Genomic DNA, 21,547 nt, shown 5'->3' with positions numbered 1-21,547 from the left:
GATCCTTTTTATTTTTTATTTGAAAGAGAAATTATGAGTTTTTTAACAAAAATTTTTGGTAGCCGTAACGATCGTATTTTACGTAAATTAAGAAAACAAGTTGCGAAAATCAACAAAATGGAGCCGGCTTTTGAAGCATTGAGTGATGATGAATTAAGAGCAAAAACTGATGAGTTCCGTAGCCGTTTAGCTAACGGTGAAACCTTACAACAACTTTTACCTGAAGCGTTTGCTACCGTGCGTGAAGCGGGTAAACGTGTACTCGGTATGCGTCATTTTGATGTGCAATTAATTGGTGGTATGGTGCTAACAAACCGTTGTATCGCTGAGATGCGTACGGGTGAAGGTAAAACCTTAACCGCAACCTTACCTTGCTATTTGATGGCGTTGGAGGGTAAAGGCGTACATGTTGTGACAGTGAATGATTACTTGGCACGTCGTGACGCGGATACCAACCGTCCATTATTTGAATTCTTAGGTATGACTGTTGGGGTGAATATCCCTGGCTTACCGCCTGAAGCAAAACGTGAAGCTTATGCGGCTGATATTACATACGCGACAAACAGCGAATTAGGTTTCGATTACCTTCGTGATAACTTAGCGCATTCTAAAGAAGAGCGTTTCCAACGTCATTTAGGCTATGCCTTAGTGGATGAGGTGGACTCTATCTTAATCGACGAAGCACGTACGCCGTTGATTATTTCTGGTCAAGCGGAAGACAGTTCTGAGCTTTATATTGCAGTAAATAAATTAATTCCGAATTTGATTAAGCAAGAAAAAGAAGATACGGAAGAATATACCGGTGAGGGCGATTACACTCTAGATCTTAAAACCAAACAAGCGTATTTAACTGAACGCGGTCAAGAAAAAGTAGAAGAGTGGTTAATCGCACAAGGTTTAATGCCAGAAGGTGATTCACTTTATTCACCTGCGCGTATTGTGTTGTTACACCACGTCATGGCGGCATTACGAGCAAACACCTTATTTGAGCGCGATGTAGACTATATCGTGAAAGATGGCGAGATCGTGATCGTCGATGAACACACAGGTCGTACAATGGCAGGTCGTCGTTGGTCTGATGGTTTACACCAAGCGATCGAAGCAAAAGAAGGGGTAGAAATTAAGAGTGAAAACCAAACTGTTGCCTCTATTTCTTACCAAAACTACTTCCGTCTTTATGACAAATTAGCGGGTATGACAGGTACAGCTGATACCGAAGCCTTTGAATTCCAACAAATCTATGGTTTAGAAACTGTCGTTATCCCAACCAACCGTCCAATGATTCGTGATGATCGTACGGACGTCATGTTTGAGAATGAAGAATACAAATTTAATGCGATTATTGAAGATATCAAAGACTGCGTTGCTCGCAATCAACCGGTTCTTGTGGGTACCGTATCAGTTGAAAAATCAGAAATGCTTTCTCAAGCGTTAGATAAAGCGGGCATCAAACACAACGTATTGAATGCAAAATTCCACGCACAAGAAGCGGAAATTGTTGCTGAAGCGGGGGCCCCTGGCGCAGTAACCATTGCAACCAATATGGCAGGTCGTGGTACCGATATTATCCTGGGTGGTAACTGGAAAGCTCAAGTGGCAAAATTGGATAATCCAACACCAGAGCAAATTGAGGCAATCAAAGCTGAGTGGGAGAAAAATCACGAGATCGTGATGCAAGCCGGTGGTTTACATATTATTGGGACAGAGCGTCATGAATCACGTCGTATTGATAACCAGTTGCGAGGTCGTTCAGGTCGTCAAGGTGACCCTGGTTCTTCACGTTTCTACCTTTCTTTAGAAGATGGCTTAATGCGTATTTATCTGAATGAAGGTAAATTAAATATGATGCGTAAAGCCTTCACTCAACCAGGCGAAGCGATGGAGTCTAAGCTTCTTGCTAAAGTGATCGCATCGGCGCAAGCGAAAGTAGAAGCGTTCCACTTTGATGGTCGTAAAAACTTGCTTGAATATGATGATGTAGCGAACGACCAACGTCATGCGATTTACGAACAACGTAATTACTTGCTCGATAATGATGATATTTCAGAGACTATTAAAGCAATCCGCAGCGATGTATTTAACGATGTGATTGACCAGTATATTCCACCGCAATCGTTGGAAGAACAATGGGATATTAAAGGCTTAGAAGAGCGTTTAGCGCAAGAGTTTGGCCTTGAGTTACCAATTGAACATTGGTTAGAAGAAAATAATAATCTTCACGAAGAAAACTTGCGTGAGCGCATTATTCAAGAAGCGGAAGATGAATACAAAGCGAAAGAAGCGCTTGCGGGTGAAGAAACCATGCGTCATTTCGAAAAAGGCGTAATGTTACAAACCCTTGATGAACTCTGGAAAGAGCACTTGGCTGCAATGGATTATTTACGTCAAGGTATCCATTTGCGTGGTTATGCGCAAAAAGATCCAAAACAAGAGTACAAAAAAGAATCTTTCCGTATGTTTACTGAAATGTTAGATTCTTTAAAACATCATGTGATTACGACACTCACTCGTGTGAAAGTACGTACGCAGGAAGAGATGGAAGAAGCAGAACGTGCACGTCAAGCAATAGCTGAGCGTGAAGCTCAAACGCATCATCCTGTAGGTGAAAACACAGAGCAAGCTCAAAGCGAGGACTATTCAGATCTCCATATTGGACGTAATGAACCTTGTCCTTGTGGGTCAGGTAAAAAATACAAGCATTGTCACGGCAATAAAGCCCGATATGCTTAGTTAAGGAAAAGAGCGGTTAAATTTTTGCGTGTTTTAAAACACCGCTAAAAATGACCGCTCTTTCTACTTTTGAGATAAGGAAAAATGATGAGTAAGCCTATCATTCAAGTTGCGGCAGGGATTATTCGTAATGAATTTGGGCAGCTATATTTGACCCAGCGTTTAGAAGGGCAAGATTTTGCACAGGCATTAGAATTTCCAGGTGGTAAAGTTGATGCAGGTGAAACCCCTGAAGAAGCCTTAAAAAGAGAATTGGAAGAAGAGATTGGCATTCATATTTTAAATGCTGAACTGTACGAACGTTTTCAATTTGAATATCCAACCAAAATTTTAGATTTTAGTTTTTACTTGGTCACAGAATGGATCGGCGAGCCTTTTGGACGCGAAGGCCAGGAAGGCTTCTGGCTTGAACAAGGGGAGCTTGATGCAGGGCAATTCCCACCAGCCAATTTAAAGCTGATTCAGCGTTTAGTGGCTGAAAGTGTCAAATAACATTTAATCAAATTTATTTATTATGATTCCAAGTATTTTTCTGAGTTTATTTTTTATTGCGACGGTGATTTTTATCGTCAATTCGCACTATCGTTGGACATATTTTTTTGCGATTGCATTATTCGTTTTATTGTTTAGCGCAATGTTTGCGATAACTGGTCAATGGCAACGCGGATTGAATTTTGCGTCCGTGCTTTTTGTTGTGTTGATGCTATTCCATCGAATGAAAATTCATTACTACAAACAACCTTTACTCATTTCAGATTTTTGGCTTGTGACAGACTGGCGAAATTGGGAAACCCTTTTACATTATAAAGGGGCTATTTTCGGTGTATTAGGGCTATTAGGTCTACTTGGCTATGCTGTCTTTGGTTGGTCAGATGTGGAAACTGCCTCTACTGGATTTCGCGTATTTGCAGCAATACTTGCAGCAACGAGTTTTGGTTTAATGTGGCATTATTCTAAAGATCCTGATGCAACAAAAGTCTGGTTAGACTCATTGCCGGATGATGGTCGAGATGTTTTCTTAAACCTGCCTATGTCTTGTCGTGGCGTATTCTTTAAAGTGCCAGAATTTGAAGGTAATAGCCAAAAATTTAAAGAAAAAATGACCGCACTTTTAAATGAAAAGGCTGAGAGTAAAACTGAAAGTGCAGAAAAGCCAGACGCAGAAAAACCAGACATAGTGGTGTGTCTACAAGAATCAACCTTGAATCCTCATCAATTTGATTTTGATGCAGAAACCATCCCACCATTTTCAATGTTTAATAAGCAGGAAGATACTGCATTTGTGAGTCCATTGCGTGTACATACGGTGGGCGGTGCAACGTGGAAATCTGAATTTGCTTTCCTTGCAGGGGTACCTTCAACGGATTTTGGTGCTTTGGCAAGTGGCGTGTTTTATTCGGTTGTACCACACTTACAGACGGGGTTTATTAAAAATCTCCGTGAGCAAGGCTATTTTTGTGTGGTGTTATCGCCTTTTACGAAAGGTAACTACAACGCCAAACCAGCCTATGACCACTTTGGTTTTGATTTGATGTTGCAACCACAAGATTTAGGTTATCCGGCATCAATCAGCAAAAATCTCTGGCATATTAGCAGTGAAGAGATGATGTACTACACCAAGCTTATTTTACAGAAACAGCATCCATCATTGGAAAATGTGGAACAGCCAATGTTTGTTTATGTGCTCACGATGAAAGAGCACGGCCCTTACAACACGAACATGCCAAACCACTTTAATTTGGCAAGTAAGCGTTTAGGAGGGAAAGCGATTTCTTGTTTAAATGATTATATTGACCGTATCGCTAGTCTTAATGAGGCGATCGAAGGTTTGAATGATTATTTAAAAGCGCGTGAAACACCTTATGTATTCGGTTATTTTGGTGATCATCAAGTCGCTTTTGATAATCAGCTTCCACCGAAAAAAGGTAACTTTGCGAACCCGGATTATGTGACTCAATTTGTCGTTAGAACTAATCGTAAGACTGACTTTGTTCAACAGCAAGATTTCTTAGATTTAGCCTTTGTTGGGGGTGTATTACTTGATGTGGCAGGTTTATTACCGAAAGATGACTTTATGCGAGCGAATATCGCGATGCGTCAGCTAAGCCAAGGTAAGCTCGAAGATGCAGAGGATATGGATTTAGTGAATAGCTATCGAAATTATCTGTATCAAGATTTAAAAATTGCGCAATAATAAAAAATCTCGGTTAACGCCGAGATTTTTTTATAAGCAAAATTTAACCGATAAGTCTGCCAATTTTACCCACACGTCTTGACCATATTCTTGCTTGGTTGTGCGCTCAATGTCTGCCAATTCTTGCAATATTTCAAAGAGCTTTTGATAAGTGAGTCGTTGTATTGCCGCAGTATAAAGAGGACGACGATTCTGCCAAATTTTGAGACGGTCAAAATCCGCTTTGAGTGTTTGTGTTGGTAAACTCGTGTTAAGAGAGGGATTACGCAGCTGTGGTTTTGTTAATTCTAACAATGTGAGCAGTTCACGTTGTAAAGTACGCAACAAAATAACGGGTTGCACATCTTCAGCTTGTAAACCACGTAAAATTCGCTTTGAGCGGTTTGCTTTGCCTGATAACAATGCATCAATCCATTGGAAAGGGGTAAAGACAGAAGATTGCTCTACCACTGATTTAACGCGGTTATACGTAAGTTTGTGATCTGGGTAAAGCAAATCTAAAAGCTGTAACGCTTGTTTCAATGCCAGTAGATTATTTTCATAGCTGTAACAAAGTAGTTGAATGGCTTCCTCATCAGCTGATAATCCCATATTTTTTGTACGATGCTTCACCCAACGAGAAAGTTGTTCTGAGTTCGGTGTTTGGCAGTTCACGATAACAGCTTGTGGCTCAAGTTGATTTGCCTGAATAAACCACTCTTGTTTTTCGGCTGCTTTAGACAATTTAGGCAAGGTGAGGACAAGCAAGCTATCTTCATTTAATCCACTGATAAATTGTTGAAGATTTTTCTGCAAAAGTGCGGTCAAATTTTCGGGTAAATTAAGAATGAAAATTTGCTTATTAAAGAAGAGTCCCATAGATTGGCTGGCCTCAATTAATGCAGACCAGTCAGTATTAGTATCTATGGTGATTTGATTTTTTTCATCAAAACCTTGAAGAAGGGCAGCTTGATGAATGAGGTCTTCACTTTCACTGAGCAACAGGGGATCGGTCCCAACCAAAAAATAGACTTTCGCTAAATGGCTGTTCAGGTTAGAGGCCAGTTGCTCAGGAAAAATGCGGTTCATTATTTTCCTTGAACTTGATGTTGCAAGGCTGCCATTTTATTAATTAATTGGCGAGCTGCTTGTTCGCGCATATCATTCCAAATCACATCGCGCTCAGCTGATTTTGCTAATGCAGCACGTGAGTTATCAAAGAAAGTGCGGTTGATTTTTGCTGAGATTGGATAGGTTTCTCCGTTAGCCAAGCGTACACTTGCTTCAACATCAAGGGTCAATACTTTTTCTGCTTCACGGCCTTGTTTAAAGACTGACGCCACTTTATCGCTTGAAGTCTGTTTATTTAAACGCAACACTGGCACACCTTGTTTTGCAGGAACAAGGTTTACGTTGTTGCTAAGCAGTTGCTTACGCATTGCCATTGACATTTCACTGTATGGGTCGCTACTTTCAAGAGCCATTGTTTTTAATTCTACAGGAACAGCAGCACCATTATCGAAGTGCCAACCACAAGCAGTTAAAAAGGCTGTCGCCCCAACTAAGCAGAGCGTTTTGATTGATTTCATCATAAAAATTACCTGTAAAATTCACCGCACTTTATTTTGTTTAAGAGTCGTTTATGCAACGCTTGGAATAAAATGCGGTTATTTTATGGATTATTGCGGTTTAACCACCACATTTAACAATTTACCTGGTACATAAATCACTTTCACGATTTGTGTATTGTCAGTAAATTTCTTCACATTTTCATCTGCAAATGCAACAGTTTTCACGGTTTCTTCACCCGCATCAGCAGCAACGGTGACTTTACCACGAACTTTACCGTTGACTTGAACCACGATAAGTTTTTCATCTTCGACCATCGCTGCTTCGTCAGCTTTCACCCATTCGGCATGATCAATGTTACTTTCGTTGCCTAAGGCTTTCCATAATTCAAAGCAGATATGTGGTGTGATTGGGTAAAGCATACGTACGACTGCGCTTAATGCTTCTGCCATAACAGCGCGATCTTGTTCACTTTCTAATGGCGCGCGGGTTAATTTATTCATTAACTCCATTACTGCCGCGATAGCGGTATTGAACGTTTGACGACGACCAATGTCATCGCTCACTTTAGCGATCGTTTTATGCACATCACGGCGAAGTGCTTTTTGGTCTGCAGAAAGTGCGGTCACATCTAAAGCGGTTTTTGCAGGATTTTGACTGTATTCATACACCAAATTCCATACACGACCTAAGAAACGTTTTGCCCCTTCTACACCGGATTCTTGCCATTCAAGTGTCATTTCTGCAGGAGATGCGAACATCATGAAGAGACGCACAGTATCTGCACCGTATTTTTCCACCATCTCTTGTGGGTCGATACCGTTGTTTTTGGATTTCGACATTTTGGTCATACCGGTATGCACCAATTCACGGCCTTCCGGATCGGTGGCTTTGATGATACGACCTTTTTCATCACGCTCAAGAGTCACTTGCGTTGGGCTGACCCAAATACGCTCGTTGGTTGGACTGGTGTAGTAGAACGCATCGGCTAACACCATGCCTTGGCATAATAATTTTTGTGCTGGCTCATCGCTCGTTACGAAACCTGCATCACGCAATAATTTATGGAAGAAACGGAAGTAGAGCAAGTGCATGGTCGCGTGCTCGATACCGCCGATATATTGATCCACGGGTAACCAGTAATTCGCTTCATCTTTATCCAACATGCCTTCAGCATAGCTTGGTGAGGTGTAGCGTGCGTAGTACCAAGACGATTCCATAAAGGTATCAAAGGTATCGGTTTCTTTTAATGCAGGTTCACCGTTGAAAGTGGTTTTTGCCCAGTTTGGATCGGCTTTAATTGGGCTTTTCACGCCATCCATGACCACATCTTCCGGCAGAATAATCGGTAAATCTTCAATTGGGGCTGGTACGGTTTCACCGTTTGCTAAGGTGAGCATTGGAATTGGTGCACCCCAATAACGTTGACGGGAAACGCCCCAGTCACGTAAACGATAATTAACTTGGCGTTTACCTACGCCTAATTTTTCTAATTTGTCCGCAATACCGTTGAATGCAGCATCAAAATCCAAACCATCAAACTCAGCAGAGTTCACTAATTTACCGTGTTCAACGAAAGCTTGTTTGGTTAAATCAATTTCTTCATCGGCAAGCGGTGCGATTACTTGTTTAATTGGCAAGCCATATTTTTGAGCAAATTCAAAGTCGCGTTGGTCGTGCGCTGGAACCGCCATTACCGCGCCAGTACCATAGTGCATTAACACAAAGTTAGCGACCCAAATCGGTAATTTTTCACCGGTTAATGGATGAATGGCGAATAATCCGGTTGCCATCCCTTTTTTCTCCATAGTGGCAAGGTCTGCTTCTGCCACTTTGGCATTTTTTGCTTCACGGATGAATTCAGCCAATTGAGGATTTTTTTCTGCTGCCAATTCTGCTAATGGGTGAGCAGCTGCGATACCTAAATAGCTCACACCATAGAAAGTATCAGGACGGGTCGTATAAACCGCAACTTTTTCTGTGGTATCCGCTACATCAAACGTAATTTCCACCCCTTCAGAACGGCCGATCCAGTTACGTTGCATGGTTTTAACCATGTCTGGCCATTGTGGTAGTTGGTCTAATCCACCTAATAATTGTTCTGCATAGTCGGTGATTTTAATAAACCATTGTGGGATTTCTTTTTGTTCTACCGGAGTATCACAACGCCAACAACAACCGTCGTGCACCTGTTCGTTAGCCAATACGGTTTCATCGTTCGGACACCAGTTTACAGTGGAGGTTTTTTTGTATACTAAGCCTTTTTTGTAAAGCTCGGTGAAGAACCATTGTTCCCATTTATAGTATTCCGGACGGCAAGTCGCAATTTCGCGATCCCAGTCATAACCAAAGCCCAACATTTTGAGCTGGTTTTTCATGTATTTGATGTTTTCGTAAGTCCATTTTGCCGGTGCGGTTTTATTTTTAATCGCAGCACCTTCTGCTGGCAAACCGAATGCATCCCAACCAATTGGCTGTAAGACGTTTTTGCCATTCATACGTTGATAACGAGAAACTACATCACCGATGGTGTAGTTACGTACATGACCCATATGTAAACGACCAGATGGGTAAGGGAACATTGAAAGACAGTAATATTTTTCTTTAGATGTATCTTTGATGGCTTTGAAGACTTTATTTTCAGCCCAATATTGTTGAACAGCGGGTTCAATCAAATCAGGACGGTAATGTTGTTGCATAGAAAATCACCTTAAATTTTGACCGCACTTTGCGGCATATTTTGCTTTATAAAATGTGGTATAGGATAGCGTAAAACGGGGAAAATTGGTAGAAAGTGCGGTGATTTTTTTACTGATTTTATAAGAGATTTTGAATTTCAGATGGAATTAATTTGGGCGAAGGAATCCAAACTTGTTTATGTCGGTTTAATTCGCCTTTTTCAAGAACTATCGAGCTTTTAGGTACTTTGAATGCTTTACTCAAAAATTTCAGCAAGTGAGTATTTGCTTGACCATCAACAGGTGGTGCGCTAATCGTGATTTTGAGTTCATCATCATGCAATCCCACAATTTGATCTTTACTGGCTTTGGGTTGCAGAATGATTTTAAGACGTAGTCCTTCAGGTGTTTGTTCGATTGCTGACATAACTAAATTTACTCACCACATTTACAATAAGGGCTGGAAGATCCAGCCCGAAAAAATAATGTTATTTTTGACCGCACTTTAAGCGGCGATAGCCCATAAAACCTGGAAGTAGTCGTAAAAGAGATTATTCAAAAATAACAGAATAATGGCGATAACCATCGGTGAAAAATCAATCGCGCCCACAGTTGGTAAAATACGTTTAATTGGTTTTAATAATGGCTCAGTAAGTTGATATAACGCATAGAATGCAGGGTTATTGCCACGATTAAACCAACTTAAAATTGCGCCAGCGATTAACACATAGAAAATGGCTATACCGATATTTTTAATCAGCCCTAATATGCCCAATAGTAGGAAGTAGTTGAGATTTAACCCGCCAAACAGAACCGATTTCAATCCGCAAAGCAAGAAGACTAAAACCAGTGCAGTAGTTTCCACTTTTTTCACCACAGGAAAAACTTTACGCAATGGGGCAATAACTGGCTGGGTTAATTTCAGCGTAAATTGAGAAATAGGATTGTAATAATCCACGTTCGCTAAGGGGAGCCATACGCGTAAAATTAACACTAAACAATACAGATCGATAATCGATCCTAAAAATAATGCAGTTTGGGAAATTTCCATTATAACCAACCTTTCCGTTTAAAATAGATATAAGGCGTAAGCGCCGCACCAATCATTAATCCAATAGCCATTGGGTAACCATATTTAAAATGGATCTCTGGCATAAATTCAAAGTTCATCCCGTAAGTAGATGCCACAAGTGTTGCCGGTAGGAACATCACCGACACCACCGAGAAGAATTTCATGATTTTATTCTGCTCGATATTAATATAACCCATTGCCGCCTGCATTAAAAAGTTTACTTTTTGGAACAATGATTCATTATGCGGTTGCAATGATTCGATATCTCGTAAGATTTCTCGTGCTTGTTCTAACTGATTTGGCGGTAAGCGAGTTTTACGCACCAAGAAACCCAATGCACGTTGTGTATCCATCAAACACAAACGCACTTTAGAACTGGTATCTTCTTGTTCTGTTAGGGTATTTAAGGCTTCATTGAAAGCTTCATCTTGCGTACCGTTTAAAATCACGCGACTTAATTTTTCTAAATCCGCATAAACGTTTTCGATAACATCGGCTAATTGCTCAATTTTGGTCTCAAATAAGTCGAGTAAGACTTCATACGCATTGCATTCCAATAAGCGTTGGCTACGGGAACGCATACGATATAAACGGAATGCCGGTAATTCACGATCACGCAGGGTGAATAAACGACCATCACGAATAGTAAATGCTACGCTTGCGAGGTCAGCGTAGTTTTCTTCGTCTTCACAATAGAAGAATGAGTGCAAGTGCAAGCCATCTTCGTCTTCGAAGAAACGTGCGGACGCTTCGATATCTTCCAATTCGAGGAATGAGGCGAGACTTTGTCCTAAGCCTTCTTGCAACATTTCACGTTCTTCCCCTGTCGGCTCCAGCAAATCTAACCAAATGGCAGAGCTGAGATCGGCTGGTTCGTCATCAATACGAAGCAAGCGGGAATCGTTAATGGCAAAAGCGTTAATCATTGGTCATACTCCTTTTGGGATTATGAAGATCCAACTGTGAACAAAAAAAGATCAAACGAAATTGGCACTAGAGAAAAGTGCGGTTAAATTTTTGTGTGTTTTAAAAATGGGTTTCGTTCGATAAAAGATGCCGAAGAAAGGTAAATTGATTACCAGCGAACTCTCGCTGATAAGAGGCGAGAGTCTAAAGCGATATTCGGTATCGACTATGACTGTCCAAAGTGTGTGTCCTTCTCGTTAAAAAATCGGGCGAATGTTACGATTGAAAGGCGCTTTCGTCAAGTATTATTGAAAAGGACATGGCACTTTTAATTAATTGGTATATTGATTAATTGCGTTAGTAACTTCTTGATCTTGATAAATATTATTAACAATATCTTTGAAGGTTTCGCCTAACACTTTTTGAATTTCATCATTGCTCGCATTAAATGCGCCAGATTGTGAACGGGTTGCATTAAAGGTTTTGTTGTATTGTCCGCGTGGACCTTGTACATAAACAACTGCTTGGATTTTGCTGTTCAAGGTATAACGTAAATTACCTTGCTCCACTTTAGTGTTGAATTCTTTTACATCAACAGTTACGCCAGCATTCGCATTATTCGCTTGTCCGATACGGAAACCTTTGCTAACTAAATTTTGTTGCATCACTTGTTGGAAGAGTTGAGTAACGCTTGGTGATGCGTTTAATTTAATCAATTCACCTGATTTAGTATAAGTTGCAATTTCTTGTTGTGGACGAGAATCGCGAGTATTGACTGTTACCACTGCTGATTGGTTAATATTCATTGATGCAGTTGGCGATTGAGGGGTAAAAGTTAAGGTATTAGATTGCGCTTGGCAACCCGCTAAAAATAATGTCGCAGCAGCCAATGTCATTGTTGATAATGCTTTGATTTTGTTTGTTACTTTCATAATTTCCTCATTGAATTAGGTTAAATTGTGTTATTCTTACAAACTTAACGCTGAATGTATAGCAAAAAGTTAGGGAGTTTATTTATGTCAAAACAGCAAGAACTATTAGAGAGAATTCAGGCCGAGTTTCAACCGCACTTTGCCACCGTAGAAAATGAAAGTCATATGCACAGTTCCAGTCGTGGGGCTGATTCTCATTTTAAATTAGTGATTGTCAGCGATGCTTTTGAAGGCATGCGAAAGGTGCAGCGCCACCAAAAACTTTACCAACTTTTTGCCGATGATTTAAAAAATGGCATTCACGCATTAGCGCTTCACCTTTATACAAAAAGCGAATGGGAGAGCCTAGGTGAAGCATTTCCAAAATCACCAAATTGTCTTGGTGTTGGACAGTAAGTATTTCCTTACGTTCCCTATATTCGATTTTCATAAGAAGAGAGAAGGTAAGAGACATTCTCTCTTTTTTATTTTTAATTCCTATTTATTTCTAACTCCTAATAAGTATGAGTCTAAAAGGTTCACAAATATTTCACAAAAAGTAAGGGCGTAAAGTGGAATAAAAGCCCATTTTTCGATAAAATAAGGTGCTTTTAATTTTCGAATTTCAATTTCTGGATGTGTAAGTCATTCTTTACTCGTCGAGGAATTAAACAGATTTGAGTTTTTAAATTTATGTGTCAGTGAATAATGCTTTGATCTTAAAGTATTTTCTGTCACGCTCAATCGTGAGATTGCTTTTAGAGCGTATGCTTTAATCGCAATCGTGTTTTTAACCTAGAAAAGTAGTGCAAACAGTATGATTACAATCAAAAAAGGCTTGGATCTTCCTATTGCAGGAAAACCAGCACAAGTAATCCATAGCGGTAACGCTGTGAATCAGGTTGCGATTCTTGGTGAAGAGTATGTGGGTATGCGTCCTTCTATGAAGGTACGTGAAGGCGATGTTGTGAAAAAAGGCCAAGTGCTTTTTGAAGACAAGAAAAACCCTGGAGTGGTTTTCACAGCCCCTGCAAGTGGTACTATCACTGTAATTAATCGTGGCGAAAAACGTGTATTACAATCTGTGGTCATTGATGTGCAAGGTAACGATCAAGTTACTTTCGCTAAATATAACGCAGGTGAGCTCAATACGCTTTCTTCTGAACAAGTTAAACAAAACCTCGTTGAATCCGGTTTGTGGACAGCGTTCCGCACCCGTCCGTTCAGCAAAGTGCCTGCCTTAGATGCAGAACCTTCTTCTCTGTTTGTAAATGCGATGGATACCAATCCTTTGGCTGCAAATCCAGAGGTGGTATTAAAAGAGCATTGGCAAGATTTTATTGACGGTTTAACGGTATTAAGTCGTCTATTCCCAAATAAACCATTAAATCTATGTAAAGCGGGTGATAGCAATATCCCGACCGTGGATTTACCTAACCTAAAAGTACATGATTTTGGCGGTGTTCATCCTGCTGGTTTAGTGGGTACTCATATTCACTTTATCGATCCAGTTGGTGTGAATAAAACCGTATGGCATATCAATTACCAAGATGTGATTGCTGTAGGTAAATTATTCACCACGGGCGAACTTTATGTAGAACGCATTATTTCTCTTGCTGGTCCGCAAGTGAAAGAGCCTCGTTTAGTTCGTACCGTAATCGGTGCTAACCTTTCTCAATTAATGGCAGGCGAGTTAAAAGACGGTAATAACCGTGTGATTTCTGGTTCTGTGCTTTGTGGTCAAACAGCAAAAGATGCTCATGACTATTTAGGTCGTTATGCATTACAAGTTTCTGTGATTGCAGAAGGTAATGAGAAAGAGTTCTTAGGTTGGATTACACCACAATCAAACAAATATTCAATTACCCGTACCGTATTAGGTCACTTTGGTAAAAAATTATTCAACTTCACTACCGCAGAAAATGGTGGTGAGCGTGCAATGGTACCAATCGGTAGCTATGAGCGCGTGATGCCGTTGGATATTTTACCGACATTATTATTACGTGATTTAATCGTGGGCGATACCGATGGTGCGCAAGCGTTGGGTTGTCTTGAATTAGATGAAGAAGACTTAGCGTTATGTTCTTTCGTTTGCCCGGGCAAATATGAATACGGTTCAATCTTGCGTCAAGTCTTAGATAAGATTGAGAAGGAAGGTTAAAAATGGGTTTAAAAAATCTTTTTGAAAAAATGGAACCCGCGTTTTTACCAGGCGGTAAATACAGCAAGCTTTATCCGATCTTTGAATCGATTTACACCTTGCTTTATACACCAGGTACGGTAACGCACAAAAACACACACGTTCGTGATGCGTTAGACTCAAAACGTATGATGATTACGGTTTTCCTTGCGTTGTTCCCTGCGATTTTCTACGGGATGTACAATGTGGGTAACCAAGCGATTCCTGCCTTAAATCAATTAGGCAATTTAGATCAATTAATTGCTAACGATTGGCACTATGCGCTTGCAAGTTCATTAGGTTTAGATTTAACCAATAATGCAACTTGGGGTTCAAAAATGGCATTAGGGGCGATCTTCTTCTTACCAATTTACTTAGTGGTATTCACCGTTTGTACAATTTGGGAATTATTGTTCTCAGTGGTGCGTGGTCATGAAGTAAATGAAGGGATGTTCGTTTCAACCATTTTATTTGCGTTAATCGTTCCACCAACATTGCCATTATGGCAAGCTGCACTTGGTATCAGTTTTGGTATCGTGGTAGCGAAAGAAATCTTCGGTGGTGTAGGTCGTAACTTTATGAACCCTGCGCTTGCTGGTCGTGCATTCTTATTCTTCGCTTATCCGGCTCAAATTTCTGGTGACTTAGTATGGACTGCTGCAGATGGTTTCTCTGGTGCAACCGCACTTTCACAATGGTCTCAAGGTGGTCAAGCAGCATTACAACACACTGTAACCGGTCAACCTATTACTTGGATGGATGCATTCATCGGTAATATTCCTGGTTCAATGGGTGAGGTTTCAACGCTTGCGTTATTAATCGGTGGTGCGTTAATTGTATTTACCCGTATTGCTTCTTGGCGCATTATGGCTGGTGTCATGATCGGTATGATTGGTACAGCAACCTTATTCAACTTAATCGGTTCTGATTCTAACCAAATGTTCTCAATGCCTTGGCATTGGCACTTTGTATTAGGTGGTTTTGCACTTGGTATGATCTTCATGGCTACAGACCCTGTATCAGCTTCATTCACCAATACGGGTAAATGGTGGTACGGTGCGTTAATTGGCGTGATGGCTGTATTAATTCGTACAGTGAACCCAGCTTATCCAGAAGGGATGATGTTAGCGATTTTATTTGCAAACTTATTTGCACCAATTTTCGACTACATCGTGGTTCAAGCAAATATCAAACGTCGGAGAGCAAGAACAAATGGCTAAATTTAATAAAGATAGCGTTAGCGGTACAGTTACCGTTGTTGTGTTGCTTAGTTTAGTGTGTTCTATCGTGGTTTCTGGTGCTGCAGTAGCATTAAAATCCAAACAAGATGAACAAAAAGCACTCGACGTTCAACGTAACATTTTAACTGTTGCTGGCTTAATGAAAGAAGATAATGCATCAGTAATCAAAGACACTTACAACAAATTTATTGAACCTCGTTTAGTCGATTTGCAAAGTGGTGATTACGTTCAAGCTTCAGCAGAAGAAATCAACAAATTTGAACCTAAAGATGCCATTAAAGATCCTGCAAAAAGCCAAGCAATTCCAGCGGAAGCAGATAAAGCAGGAATTAAAGTTCGTGCAAATCAAGCACGTGTTTATCTTGTAAAAGATGAGCAAGGCAATGTCAGCCAAGTCGTATTACCAATGTATGGTCGCGGTTTATGGTCAACCATGTACGGTTTCGTTTCGGTTGCACCAGATGGAAATACCATCAAAGGTATCACTTACTATGACCAAGGTGAAACAGCCGGTCTTGGTGGTGAAATTGCGAATCCTCGTTGGCAGGCTCAATTCGTTGATAAAAAATTATTCGACGAACAAGGACACCAAAAATTCAAAATCTATAAAGGCACATCAACAGATAAAGCTCACGGTGTAGATGGTTTATCTGGTGCGACCTTAACCAGTAACGGTGTACAAGGTTCATTTGATTATTGGTTCAGCCAAAATGGCTTTGGTCCATTCTTAGCGAAATTTAAAGCAGGAGAAATCAAATAATGGCTGATGCAAAAGTAAATTTGAAAGGTCTTTTATTAGATCCTATTGCTAAAAATAACCCGATTGCCTTGCAAATTTTGGGTATCTGTTCTGCATTAGCGGTAACAACCCAATTACAAACAGCGATCGTAATGGCGATTGCGGTAAGTTTGGTAACCGGTTTCTCCAGTTTGTTCATTTCATTGATTCGTAACTATATTCCAAATAGTATCCGTATCATTGTGCAACTGGCGATTATCGCGTCTTTAGTAATCTTGGTTGACCAAGTATTAAAAGCTTATGCTTATGGTTTATCTAAACAGCTCTCTGTATTCGTTGGTCTTATCATTACAAACTGTATCGTAATGGGTCGTGCAGAAGCGTTTGCGATGAAATCACCTCCGTTAGAAAGTTTTGTAGACGGTATCGGTAACGGTTTAGGTTATGGTGCGATTTTATTAATCGTTGCAACATTACGTGAATTAATCGGTTCTGGTCGTTTACTTGGTTTCCCTGTATTCCAAACTATTCAAGACGGTGGTTGGTATCAACCAAACGGTTTATTCCTTCTTGCACCAAGTGCGTTCTTCATTATCGGCTTCGTTATTTGGGGCTTAAGAACGTGGAAACCTGAGCAACAGGAGAAATAATCAATGGAACATTATATTAGCCTATTCGTGAAGGCGATCTTCATTGAAAACATGGCGCTCTCTTTCTTCTTAGGGATGTGTACTTTCCTTGCGGTTTCTAAGAAAGTTTCCACGGCGTTTGGCCTTGGTGTTGCAGTAGTCGTCGTACTTGGTATTGCGGTACCCGCTAACCAATTTGTGTACGAACACGTATTAAAAGATGGCGCATTGGTAGAAGGTGTGAGCCTTGAGTTCTTAAACTTCATTACCTTTATCGGGATTATCGCGGGTCTTGTTCAATTACTTGAAATGACCTTAGATAAATTCTTCCCTGCACTTTATAACGCATTAGGTATTTTCCTTCCGCTTATCGCCGTAAACTGTGCGATCTTCGGTGGTGTATCTTTTGCGGTACAACGTGAATACACTTTTGCAGAATCTGCAGTTTATGGTGTGGGTGCAGGGCTTGGTTGGATGTTAGCAATCGTTGCGCTTGCAGGCTTAACCGAAAAAATGAAATATGCCGATGTACCGGCAGGCTTAAAAGGATTAGGGATTACCTTTATTACTGCAGGCTTGATGGCGCTTGGCTTTATGTCATTCTCTGGAATTCAGTTATAAGGAGGCATAAATGAGCGAATCTTCAATTTTATTATTAGGTGTTGCGGCATTTACGGTTATCCTTTTAGTGCTCGTTGCGATTATTTTATTCGCTAAATCAAAATTAGTGGATTCTGGTGATATCACCATTTCTATTAATGACGATCCTGAAAAAGCGATTACTTTACCAGCTGGTGGCAAATTACTTGGTGCTTTAGCAAGTAAAGGTATCTTCGTTTCTTCTGCGTGTGGTGGCGGTGGTTCTTGTGGCCAATGTATTGTGAAAGTAAAAAGCGGTGGTGGTGAAATTTTACCTACCGAACTTTCTCATATCAGCAAACGTGAAGCGAAAGAAGGTTATCGTTTAGCTTGCCAAGTAAACGTAAAAGGCAGCATGGACGTTGAATTACCAGAAGAAATCTTCGGCGTGAAAAAATGGGAATGTACTGTTATTTCTAATGATAACAAAGCAACCTTTATTAAAGAGCTTAAATTGGCTATTCCTGAAGGTGAAGAAGTTCCTTTCCGTGCTGGTGGTTATATCCAAATCGAAGCTGATCCACATACGGTTTACTATAAAGATTTCGATATTCCAGAAGAATACCACGAAGATTGGGACAAATACGATTTATGGCGTTATGTGTCTAAAGTGGATGAGCATATTATCCGTGCTTACTCAATGGCTTCATACCCAGAAGAGAAAGGCATTATTATGCTTAACGTGCGTATTGCAACGCCTCCACCACGTCAACCTGATGCGCCTCCAGGTCAAATGTCTTCTTACATTTGGTCATTAAAACCAGGTGATAAAGTGACAATTTCAGGTCCATTCGGTGAATTCTTTGCGAAAGAAACCGACAACGAAATGGTCTTCATCGGTGGTGGTGCGGGTATGGCACCAATGCGTTCTCATATCTTTGACCAATTAAAACGTTTACACTCTAAACGTAAAATGTCATTCTGGTATGGTGCACGTTCTAAACGTGAAATGTTCTATGTGGAAGATTTTGATCAGCTTCAAGCAGAAAATCCAAACTTTACATGGCACGTGGCATTATCTGATCCGTTACCAGAAGATAACTGGACAGGTTACACCGGCTTTATTCACAACGTACTTTATGAAAACTACTTGAAAAATCATGAAGCACCAGAAGATTGTGAATACTACATGTGTGGACCTCCGGTGATGAACGCTGCGGTAATCAAAATGTTGAAAGACCTCGGTGTTGAAGATGAAAACATCTTATTAGATGACTTCGGTGGTTGATTTTAGTTAATCAAAACATCATGAAAACTGACCGCACTTTGTGATGAAGTGCGGTCAAAATTTAAGGTGTTTTTAGAAAATTTTCTATGATTACAGGTAAATTTTGTTTAGTTTGCTAGTAGTTCACAGATTTAGGAAATCCAGATGAAAAAATTAATAAGCGGTATCGTGGCGGTGGCAATGGCATTAAGTCTTGCAGCCTGTGAAAAAGAAACAAAAGTTATCTCATTAAGTGGTAAAACAATGGGAACAACTTATCATGTTAAATACCTTGATGAAGGCTCAATGAAAGCAACATCTGAAAAGACGCATGAAGAAATTGAAGCTATCTTAAAAGATGTGAACGCGAAAATGTCCACTTACAAAAAAGATTCGGAATTGAGTCGTTTCAATCAAAATACCCAAGTGAATACACCGATTGAGATTTCAGCAGATTTTGCCAAAGTATTGGCCGAAGCGATTCGTTTAAATAAAGTGACTGAAGGTGCATTGGATGTAACTGTTGGCCCTGTCGTTAATTTATGGGGATTTGGCCCGGAAAAACGTCCAGAAAAACAACCTACACCAGAACAATTAGCTGAACGCCAAGCTTGGGTTGGTATTGATAAAATTGCCCTCGATATGAGTGCTGCCAAACCGACATTAAGCAAAGCACTTCCTCAAGTTTATGTCGATTTGTCCTCGATTGCTAAAGGCTTTGGCGTTGATCTGGTCGCTGAAAAGTTAGAACAATTAAATGCTCAGAATTACATGGTTGAAATCGGCGGAGAAATTCGTGCGAAAGGAAAAAATATTGAAGGCAAACCTTGGCAGATCGCAATTGAAAAACCAACTACAACAGGTGAAAGAGCGGTTGAAGCTGTCATTGGATTAGACAATATGGGAATGGCAAGTTCTGGCGATTATCGAATTTACTTTGAAGAAAATGGTAAACGCTTTGCTCATGAAATTGATCCGAAAACAGGTTATCCAATTCAGCATCATTTAGCCTCAATTACGGTACTTGCACCAACTTCAATGACTGCAGATGGCTTATCAACAGGGTTATTTGTGCTTGGTGAAGACAAGGCGTTAGAAGTGGCTGAGAAAAATAATCTTGCCGTTTATTTAATCATTAAAACAGATAATGGTTTTGTGACAAAATCATCCTCTGCTTTCAAAAAATTAACAGAAACAAAAGAATAGTTATGCAAACTTTATTTTTTACTTTAATCGCTTTCGTCGCAATTATATTGTTGATGTCTATCGGATTTATTATCAAAAAACAAAGTTTAAAAGGCAGCTGCGGTGGTTTATCTACCCTTGGTATTGCCAAAGCTTGTGATTGTGATAAACCTTGCGACACGCTTCAATCAAAATTAGATGCGGGCGATAAACAAGCAAAAGCCGAATATGAGCAAAAATTTGCGAAAAAAGATGGTGATTCGCAATTTTATGAAGTGAAATAACTTGCATCAAAAATGACCGCACTTTATGTGCAAAATTATTTTGCCGTTTTCTCATTCAATGACCAATGTGCTTCGCCTTAACCGAAGTTACGGGAGAACTATGTTAATTTCAAATACTTATAATCAATACTTTCCTCAATTGACGCAAGAACAGCTTGCGAGAAATGCGACAAAAAAAGTCATTTGTGGTATGTCTGGCGGAGTGGATTCTTCTGTGTCAGCTTTTATTCTTCAACAGCAAGGCTATCAGGTGGAAGGCCTGTTTATGAAAAACTGGGAAGAAGATGATGATACGGATTACTGCACTGCAGCAGCTGATCTTGCAGATGCTCAGGCTGTATGTGATAAGTTGGGGATTAAACTACATAAAATTAATTTTGCTGCAGAATATTGGGATAATGTATTTGAGCATTTTTTAACTGAATATAAAGCAGGGCGCACGCCGAACCCAGATATTTTGTGTAATAAAGAAATTAAATTTAAAGCATTTTTAGAATATGCAGCTGAAGATCTTGGTGCTCATTACATTGCAACAGGGCATTATGTACGTAGGGCTGGTGATGATGAAAATGCAAAATTATTACGTGGTTTAGATGCTAATAAAGATCAAAGTTATTTTCTTTATACCTTAAGCCATAAACAAGTGGGACAAAGTTTATTCCCCGTTGGTGAAATTGGGAAGCCCATTGTTCGCGCTATTGCTGAAGAGCTTGGCTTAATTACGGCGAAGAAAAAAGACTCTACCGGTATTTGTTTTATTGGTGAGCGTAAATTTAAGGATTTCTTAGCTCGTTACTTACCGGCTCAACCTGGTGATATTCGTACTGTTGATGGTGAAATTATTGGTCGCCATGATGGTTTGATGTATCACACGTTGGGACAGCGTAAAGGGTTAGGCATTGGTGGTTTAAAAAATGCGGGTGATGAGGCTTGGTATGTGGTAGATAAGGATGTTGAAAATAATGAGCTTATTGTCGCTCAGGGGCATGATCATCCTCGTTTATTTTCAAAAGGTTTGATTGCTAGCCAATTACATTGGGTTGATCGCGAGCCAATTCGTGAATTAGTACGTTGCACGGTTAAAACACGTTATCGCCAACAAGATATTCCTTGTGTGATTGAACCGATTGATGATGAAACTATTCGAGTGATTTTTGATGAACCTCAATCAGCCGTCACACCAGGACAATCTGCCGTATTTTACCTTGGTGAAATTTGTTTGGGCGGTGGGATTATCGAAGAACGGATTAAATAACCTAACAAAAAAGGCTTGGGATCCCAAGCCTTTTTCTTTGCGAAATTATTCGCCCAAACGCTCTTTAATACGAGCAGATTTACCTGAACGTTCACGTAAGTAGTAAAGTTTAGCTTTACGTACTGCACCTTTACGTTTAACAGCAATAGA

21 protein-coding genes are annotated in these 21,547 nt (G+C 40.1%); 13 read left to right on the top strand and 8 right to left on the bottom strand.

What is annotated here, in order from left to right; translation table 11 throughout:
- Positions 1 to 33: 33 nt before the first annotated feature.
- The 3 genes from secA to DPV95_RS04710 all read left to right on the top strand — a co-directional run bounded on the left by secA (position 34) and on the right by DPV95_RS04710 (position 4,924).
- The gene (gene secA, locus DPV95_RS04720; protein WP_049367340.1) at positions 34 to 2,730 is read left to right on the top strand and encodes a preprotein translocase subunit SecA; all 2,697 of its coding nucleotides are present in this window, start codon (positions 34 to 36) and stop codon (positions 2,728 to 2,730) included.
- Positions 2,731 to 2,817: 87 nt separating this feature from the next.
- On the top strand, positions 2,818 to 3,222 hold the full coding sequence (mutT, locus tag DPV95_RS04715; RefSeq protein WP_049367341.1) for an 8-oxo-dGTP diphosphatase MutT: 405 nt from the start codon (positions 2,818 to 2,820) through the stop codon (positions 3,220 to 3,222).
- Between the two features lie 22 nt (positions 3,223 to 3,244).
- A complete protein-coding gene (locus DPV95_RS04710; RefSeq protein ID WP_049367342.1) occupies positions 3,245 to 4,924 on the top strand; it encodes a sulfatase-like hydrolase/transferase in 1,680 nt (559 codons plus the stop codon).
- A 30-nt stretch (positions 4,925 to 4,954) separates the two neighbouring features.
- Here the strand turns inward: DPV95_RS04710 and holA are convergent, their stop codons facing one another.
- The 7 genes from holA to DPV95_RS04675 all read right to left on the bottom strand — a co-directional run bounded on the left by holA (position 4,955) and on the right by DPV95_RS04675 (position 12,060).
- Positions 4,955 to 5,992 (bottom strand): DNA polymerase III subunit delta, encoded by a 1,038-nt coding sequence (holA, locus tag DPV95_RS04705; protein WP_049367343.1) that lies wholly within the window; start codon positions 5,990 to 5,992, stop codon positions 4,955 to 4,957.
- Positions 5,992 to 6,495 (bottom strand): LPS-assembly lipoprotein LptE, encoded by a 504-nt coding sequence (locus DPV95_RS04700; RefSeq protein ID WP_049367345.1) that lies wholly within the window; start codon positions 6,493 to 6,495, stop codon positions 5,992 to 5,994. Before DPV95_RS04700 ends, holA begins: the two co-directional genes overlap by 1 nt.
- Positions 6,496 to 6,582: 87 nt before the next feature.
- A complete protein-coding gene (gene leuS, locus DPV95_RS04695; protein ID WP_111406742.1) occupies positions 6,583 to 9,171 on the bottom strand; it encodes a leucine--tRNA ligase in 2,589 nt (862 codons plus the stop codon).
- A 118-nt stretch (positions 9,172 to 9,289) separates the two neighbouring features.
- Entirely contained in the window at positions 9,290 to 9,577 is a 288-nt protein-coding gene (yggU, locus tag DPV95_RS04690) for a DUF167 family protein YggU (protein WP_049358014.1), read from the bottom strand.
- Positions 9,578 to 9,655: 78 nt separating this feature from the next.
- Positions 9,656 to 10,201 carry a YggT family protein gene (locus DPV95_RS04685; protein ID WP_049358015.1) on the bottom strand — a complete coding sequence of 182 codons (546 nt, stop codon included), beginning with the start codon at positions 10,199 to 10,201 and terminating at the stop codon, positions 9,656 to 9,658.
- On the bottom strand, positions 10,201 to 11,148 hold the full coding sequence (gene corA / locus DPV95_RS04680; RefSeq protein ID WP_049358016.1) for a magnesium/cobalt transporter CorA: 948 nt from the start codon (positions 11,146 to 11,148) through the stop codon (positions 10,201 to 10,203). Before corA ends, DPV95_RS04685 begins: the two co-directional genes overlap by 1 nt.
- A 312-nt stretch (positions 11,149 to 11,460) precedes the next feature.
- Positions 11,461 to 12,060: a YajG family lipoprotein gene (locus tag DPV95_RS04675; RefSeq protein WP_111406741.1), complete on the bottom strand. Its 600-nt coding sequence runs from the start codon at positions 12,058 to 12,060 to the stop codon at positions 11,461 to 11,463.
- A gap of 84 nt (positions 12,061 to 12,144) precedes the next feature.
- On the opposite strand from DPV95_RS04675, the gene DPV95_RS04670 reads away from it, so the two are divergent.
- The 10 genes from DPV95_RS04670 to mnmA all read left to right on the top strand — a co-directional run bounded on the left by DPV95_RS04670 (position 12,145) and on the right by mnmA (position 21,397).
- Complete coding sequence (locus DPV95_RS04670; RefSeq protein WP_111406740.1) at positions 12,145 to 12,456, top strand: BolA family protein; 312 nt, start codon at positions 12,145 to 12,147, stop codon at positions 12,454 to 12,456.
- A 400-nt stretch (positions 12,457 to 12,856) separates the two neighbouring features.
- Positions 12,857 to 14,200, top strand: coding sequence for a Na(+)-translocating NADH-quinone reductase subunit A (locus tag DPV95_RS04665; RefSeq protein WP_111406739.1), 1,344 nt, complete (start codon positions 12,857 to 12,859; stop codon positions 14,198 to 14,200).
- Positions 14,201 to 14,202: 2 nt separating this feature from the next.
- Positions 14,203 to 15,438 carry an NADH:ubiquinone reductase (Na(+)-transporting) subunit B gene (locus DPV95_RS04660; RefSeq protein WP_049358020.1) on the top strand — a complete coding sequence of 412 codons (1,236 nt, stop codon included), beginning with the start codon at positions 14,203 to 14,205 and terminating at the stop codon, positions 15,436 to 15,438.
- Complete coding sequence (locus tag DPV95_RS04655; protein ID WP_049367351.1) at positions 15,431 to 16,219, top strand: Na(+)-translocating NADH-quinone reductase subunit C; 789 nt, start codon at positions 15,431 to 15,433, stop codon at positions 16,217 to 16,219. Before DPV95_RS04660 ends, DPV95_RS04655 begins: the two co-directional genes overlap by 8 nt.
- Positions 16,219 to 16,848, top strand: coding sequence for an NADH:ubiquinone reductase (Na(+)-transporting) subunit D (locus DPV95_RS04650; protein WP_007243078.1), 630 nt, complete (start codon positions 16,219 to 16,221; stop codon positions 16,846 to 16,848). Before DPV95_RS04655 ends, DPV95_RS04650 begins: the two co-directional genes overlap by 1 nt.
- 3 nt (positions 16,849 to 16,851) lie before the next feature.
- Positions 16,852 to 17,448, top strand: coding sequence for an NADH:ubiquinone reductase (Na(+)-transporting) subunit E (nqrE, locus tag DPV95_RS04645; RefSeq protein WP_049367352.1), 597 nt, complete (start codon positions 16,852 to 16,854; stop codon positions 17,446 to 17,448).
- 10 nt (positions 17,449 to 17,458) lie between these two features.
- On the top strand, positions 17,459 to 18,694 hold the full coding sequence (nqrF, locus tag DPV95_RS04640; protein WP_049367353.1) for an NADH:ubiquinone reductase (Na(+)-transporting) subunit F: 1,236 nt from the start codon (positions 17,459 to 17,461) through the stop codon (positions 18,692 to 18,694).
- 144 nt (positions 18,695 to 18,838) lie between these two features.
- The gene (locus DPV95_RS04635) at positions 18,839 to 19,879 is read left to right on the top strand and encodes an FAD:protein FMN transferase (protein ID WP_005695379.1); all 1,041 of its coding nucleotides are present in this window, start codon (positions 18,839 to 18,841) and stop codon (positions 19,877 to 19,879) included.
- 2 nt (positions 19,880 to 19,881) lie between these two features.
- Positions 19,882 to 20,142 (top strand): (Na+)-NQR maturation NqrM, encoded by a 261-nt coding sequence (nqrM, locus tag DPV95_RS04630; protein ID WP_005695380.1) that lies wholly within the window; start codon positions 19,882 to 19,884, stop codon positions 20,140 to 20,142.
- Positions 20,143 to 20,242: 100 nt separating this feature from the next.
- Positions 20,243 to 21,397: a tRNA 2-thiouridine(34) synthase MnmA gene (gene mnmA, locus DPV95_RS04625; protein WP_111406738.1), complete on the top strand. Its 1,155-nt coding sequence runs from the start codon at positions 20,243 to 20,245 to the stop codon at positions 21,395 to 21,397.
- Between the two features lie 45 nt (positions 21,398 to 21,442).
- Here the strand turns inward: mnmA and DPV95_RS04620 are convergent.
- Positions 21,443 to 21,547, bottom strand: a 105-nt coding sequence (locus tag DPV95_RS04620; protein ID WP_114989575.1) for a 50S ribosomal protein L19, incomplete at its 5' end; no start/stop codon positions are given.

This window comes from Haemophilus parainfluenzae (genome assembly GCF_003252755.1).
Taxonomy (GTDB): domain Bacteria; phylum Pseudomonadota; class Gammaproteobacteria; order Enterobacterales; family Pasteurellaceae; genus Haemophilus_D; species Haemophilus_D parainfluenzae_N.
The sequence above is the reverse complement of the archived record's forward strand: the minus strand, read 5'-3'. Positions and strand labels throughout refer to the sequence as shown.

What these genes read in the sequence shown, in the direction of transcription:
- mutT (WP_049367341.1), top strand. Translation starts at nt 2,818, where the DNA reads ATGAGTAAGCCTATCATTCAAGTTGCGGCAGGGATTATTCGTAATGAA.
- DPV95_RS04650 (WP_007243078.1), top strand. Translation starts at nt 16,219, where the DNA reads ATGGCTGATGCAAAAGTAAATTTGAAAGGTCTTTTATTAGATCCTATT.
- holA (WP_049367343.1), bottom strand. Translation starts at nt 5,992, where the DNA reads ATGAACCGCATTTTTCCTGAGCAACTGGCCTCTAACCTGAACAGCCAT.
- DPV95_RS04660 (WP_049358020.1), top strand. Translation starts at nt 14,203, where the DNA reads ATGGGTTTAAAAAATCTTTTTGAAAAAATGGAACCCGCGTTTTTACCA.
- nqrM (WP_005695380.1), top strand. Translation starts at nt 19,882, where the DNA reads ATGCAAACTTTATTTTTTACTTTAATCGCTTTCGTCGCAATTATATTG.
- nqrF (WP_049367353.1), top strand. Translation starts at nt 17,459, where the DNA reads ATGAGCGAATCTTCAATTTTATTATTAGGTGTTGCGGCATTTACGGTT.
- yggU (WP_049358014.1), bottom strand. Translation starts at nt 9,577, where the DNA reads ATGTCAGCAATCGAACAAACACCTGAAGGACTACGTCTTAAAATCATT.
- DPV95_RS04655 (WP_049367351.1), top strand. Translation starts at nt 15,431, where the DNA reads ATGGCTAAATTTAATAAAGATAGCGTTAGCGGTACAGTTACCGTTGTT.
- DPV95_RS04700 (WP_049367345.1), bottom strand. Translation starts at nt 6,495, where the DNA reads ATGATGAAATCAATCAAAACGCTCTGCTTAGTTGGGGCGACAGCCTTT.
- corA (WP_049358016.1), bottom strand. Translation starts at nt 11,148, where the DNA reads ATGATTAACGCTTTTGCCATTAACGATTCCCGCTTGCTTCGTATTGAT.
- DPV95_RS04665 (WP_111406739.1), top strand. Translation starts at nt 12,857, where the DNA reads ATGATTACAATCAAAAAAGGCTTGGATCTTCCTATTGCAGGAAAACCA.
- DPV95_RS04670 (WP_111406740.1), top strand. Translation starts at nt 12,145, where the DNA reads ATGTCAAAACAGCAAGAACTATTAGAGAGAATTCAGGCCGAGTTTCAA.
- nqrE (WP_049367352.1), top strand. Translation starts at nt 16,852, where the DNA reads ATGGAACATTATATTAGCCTATTCGTGAAGGCGATCTTCATTGAAAAC.
- DPV95_RS04675 (WP_111406741.1), bottom strand. Translation starts at nt 12,060, where the DNA reads ATGAAAGTAACAAACAAAATCAAAGCATTATCAACAATGACATTGGCT.
- leuS (WP_111406742.1), bottom strand. Translation starts at nt 9,171, where the DNA reads ATGCAACAACATTACCGTCCTGATTTGATTGAACCCGCTGTTCAACAA.
- DPV95_RS04635 (WP_005695379.1), top strand. Translation starts at nt 18,839, where the DNA reads ATGAAAAAATTAATAAGCGGTATCGTGGCGGTGGCAATGGCATTAAGT.
- secA (WP_049367340.1), top strand. Translation starts at nt 34, where the DNA reads ATGAGTTTTTTAACAAAAATTTTTGGTAGCCGTAACGATCGTATTTTA.
- DPV95_RS04685 (WP_049358015.1), bottom strand. Translation starts at nt 10,201, where the DNA reads ATGGAAATTTCCCAAACTGCATTATTTTTAGGATCGATTATCGATCTG.
- mnmA (WP_111406738.1), top strand. Translation starts at nt 20,243, where the DNA reads ATGTTAATTTCAAATACTTATAATCAATACTTTCCTCAATTGACGCAA.
- DPV95_RS04710 (WP_049367342.1), top strand. Translation starts at nt 3,245, where the DNA reads ATGATTCCAAGTATTTTTCTGAGTTTATTTTTTATTGCGACGGTGATT.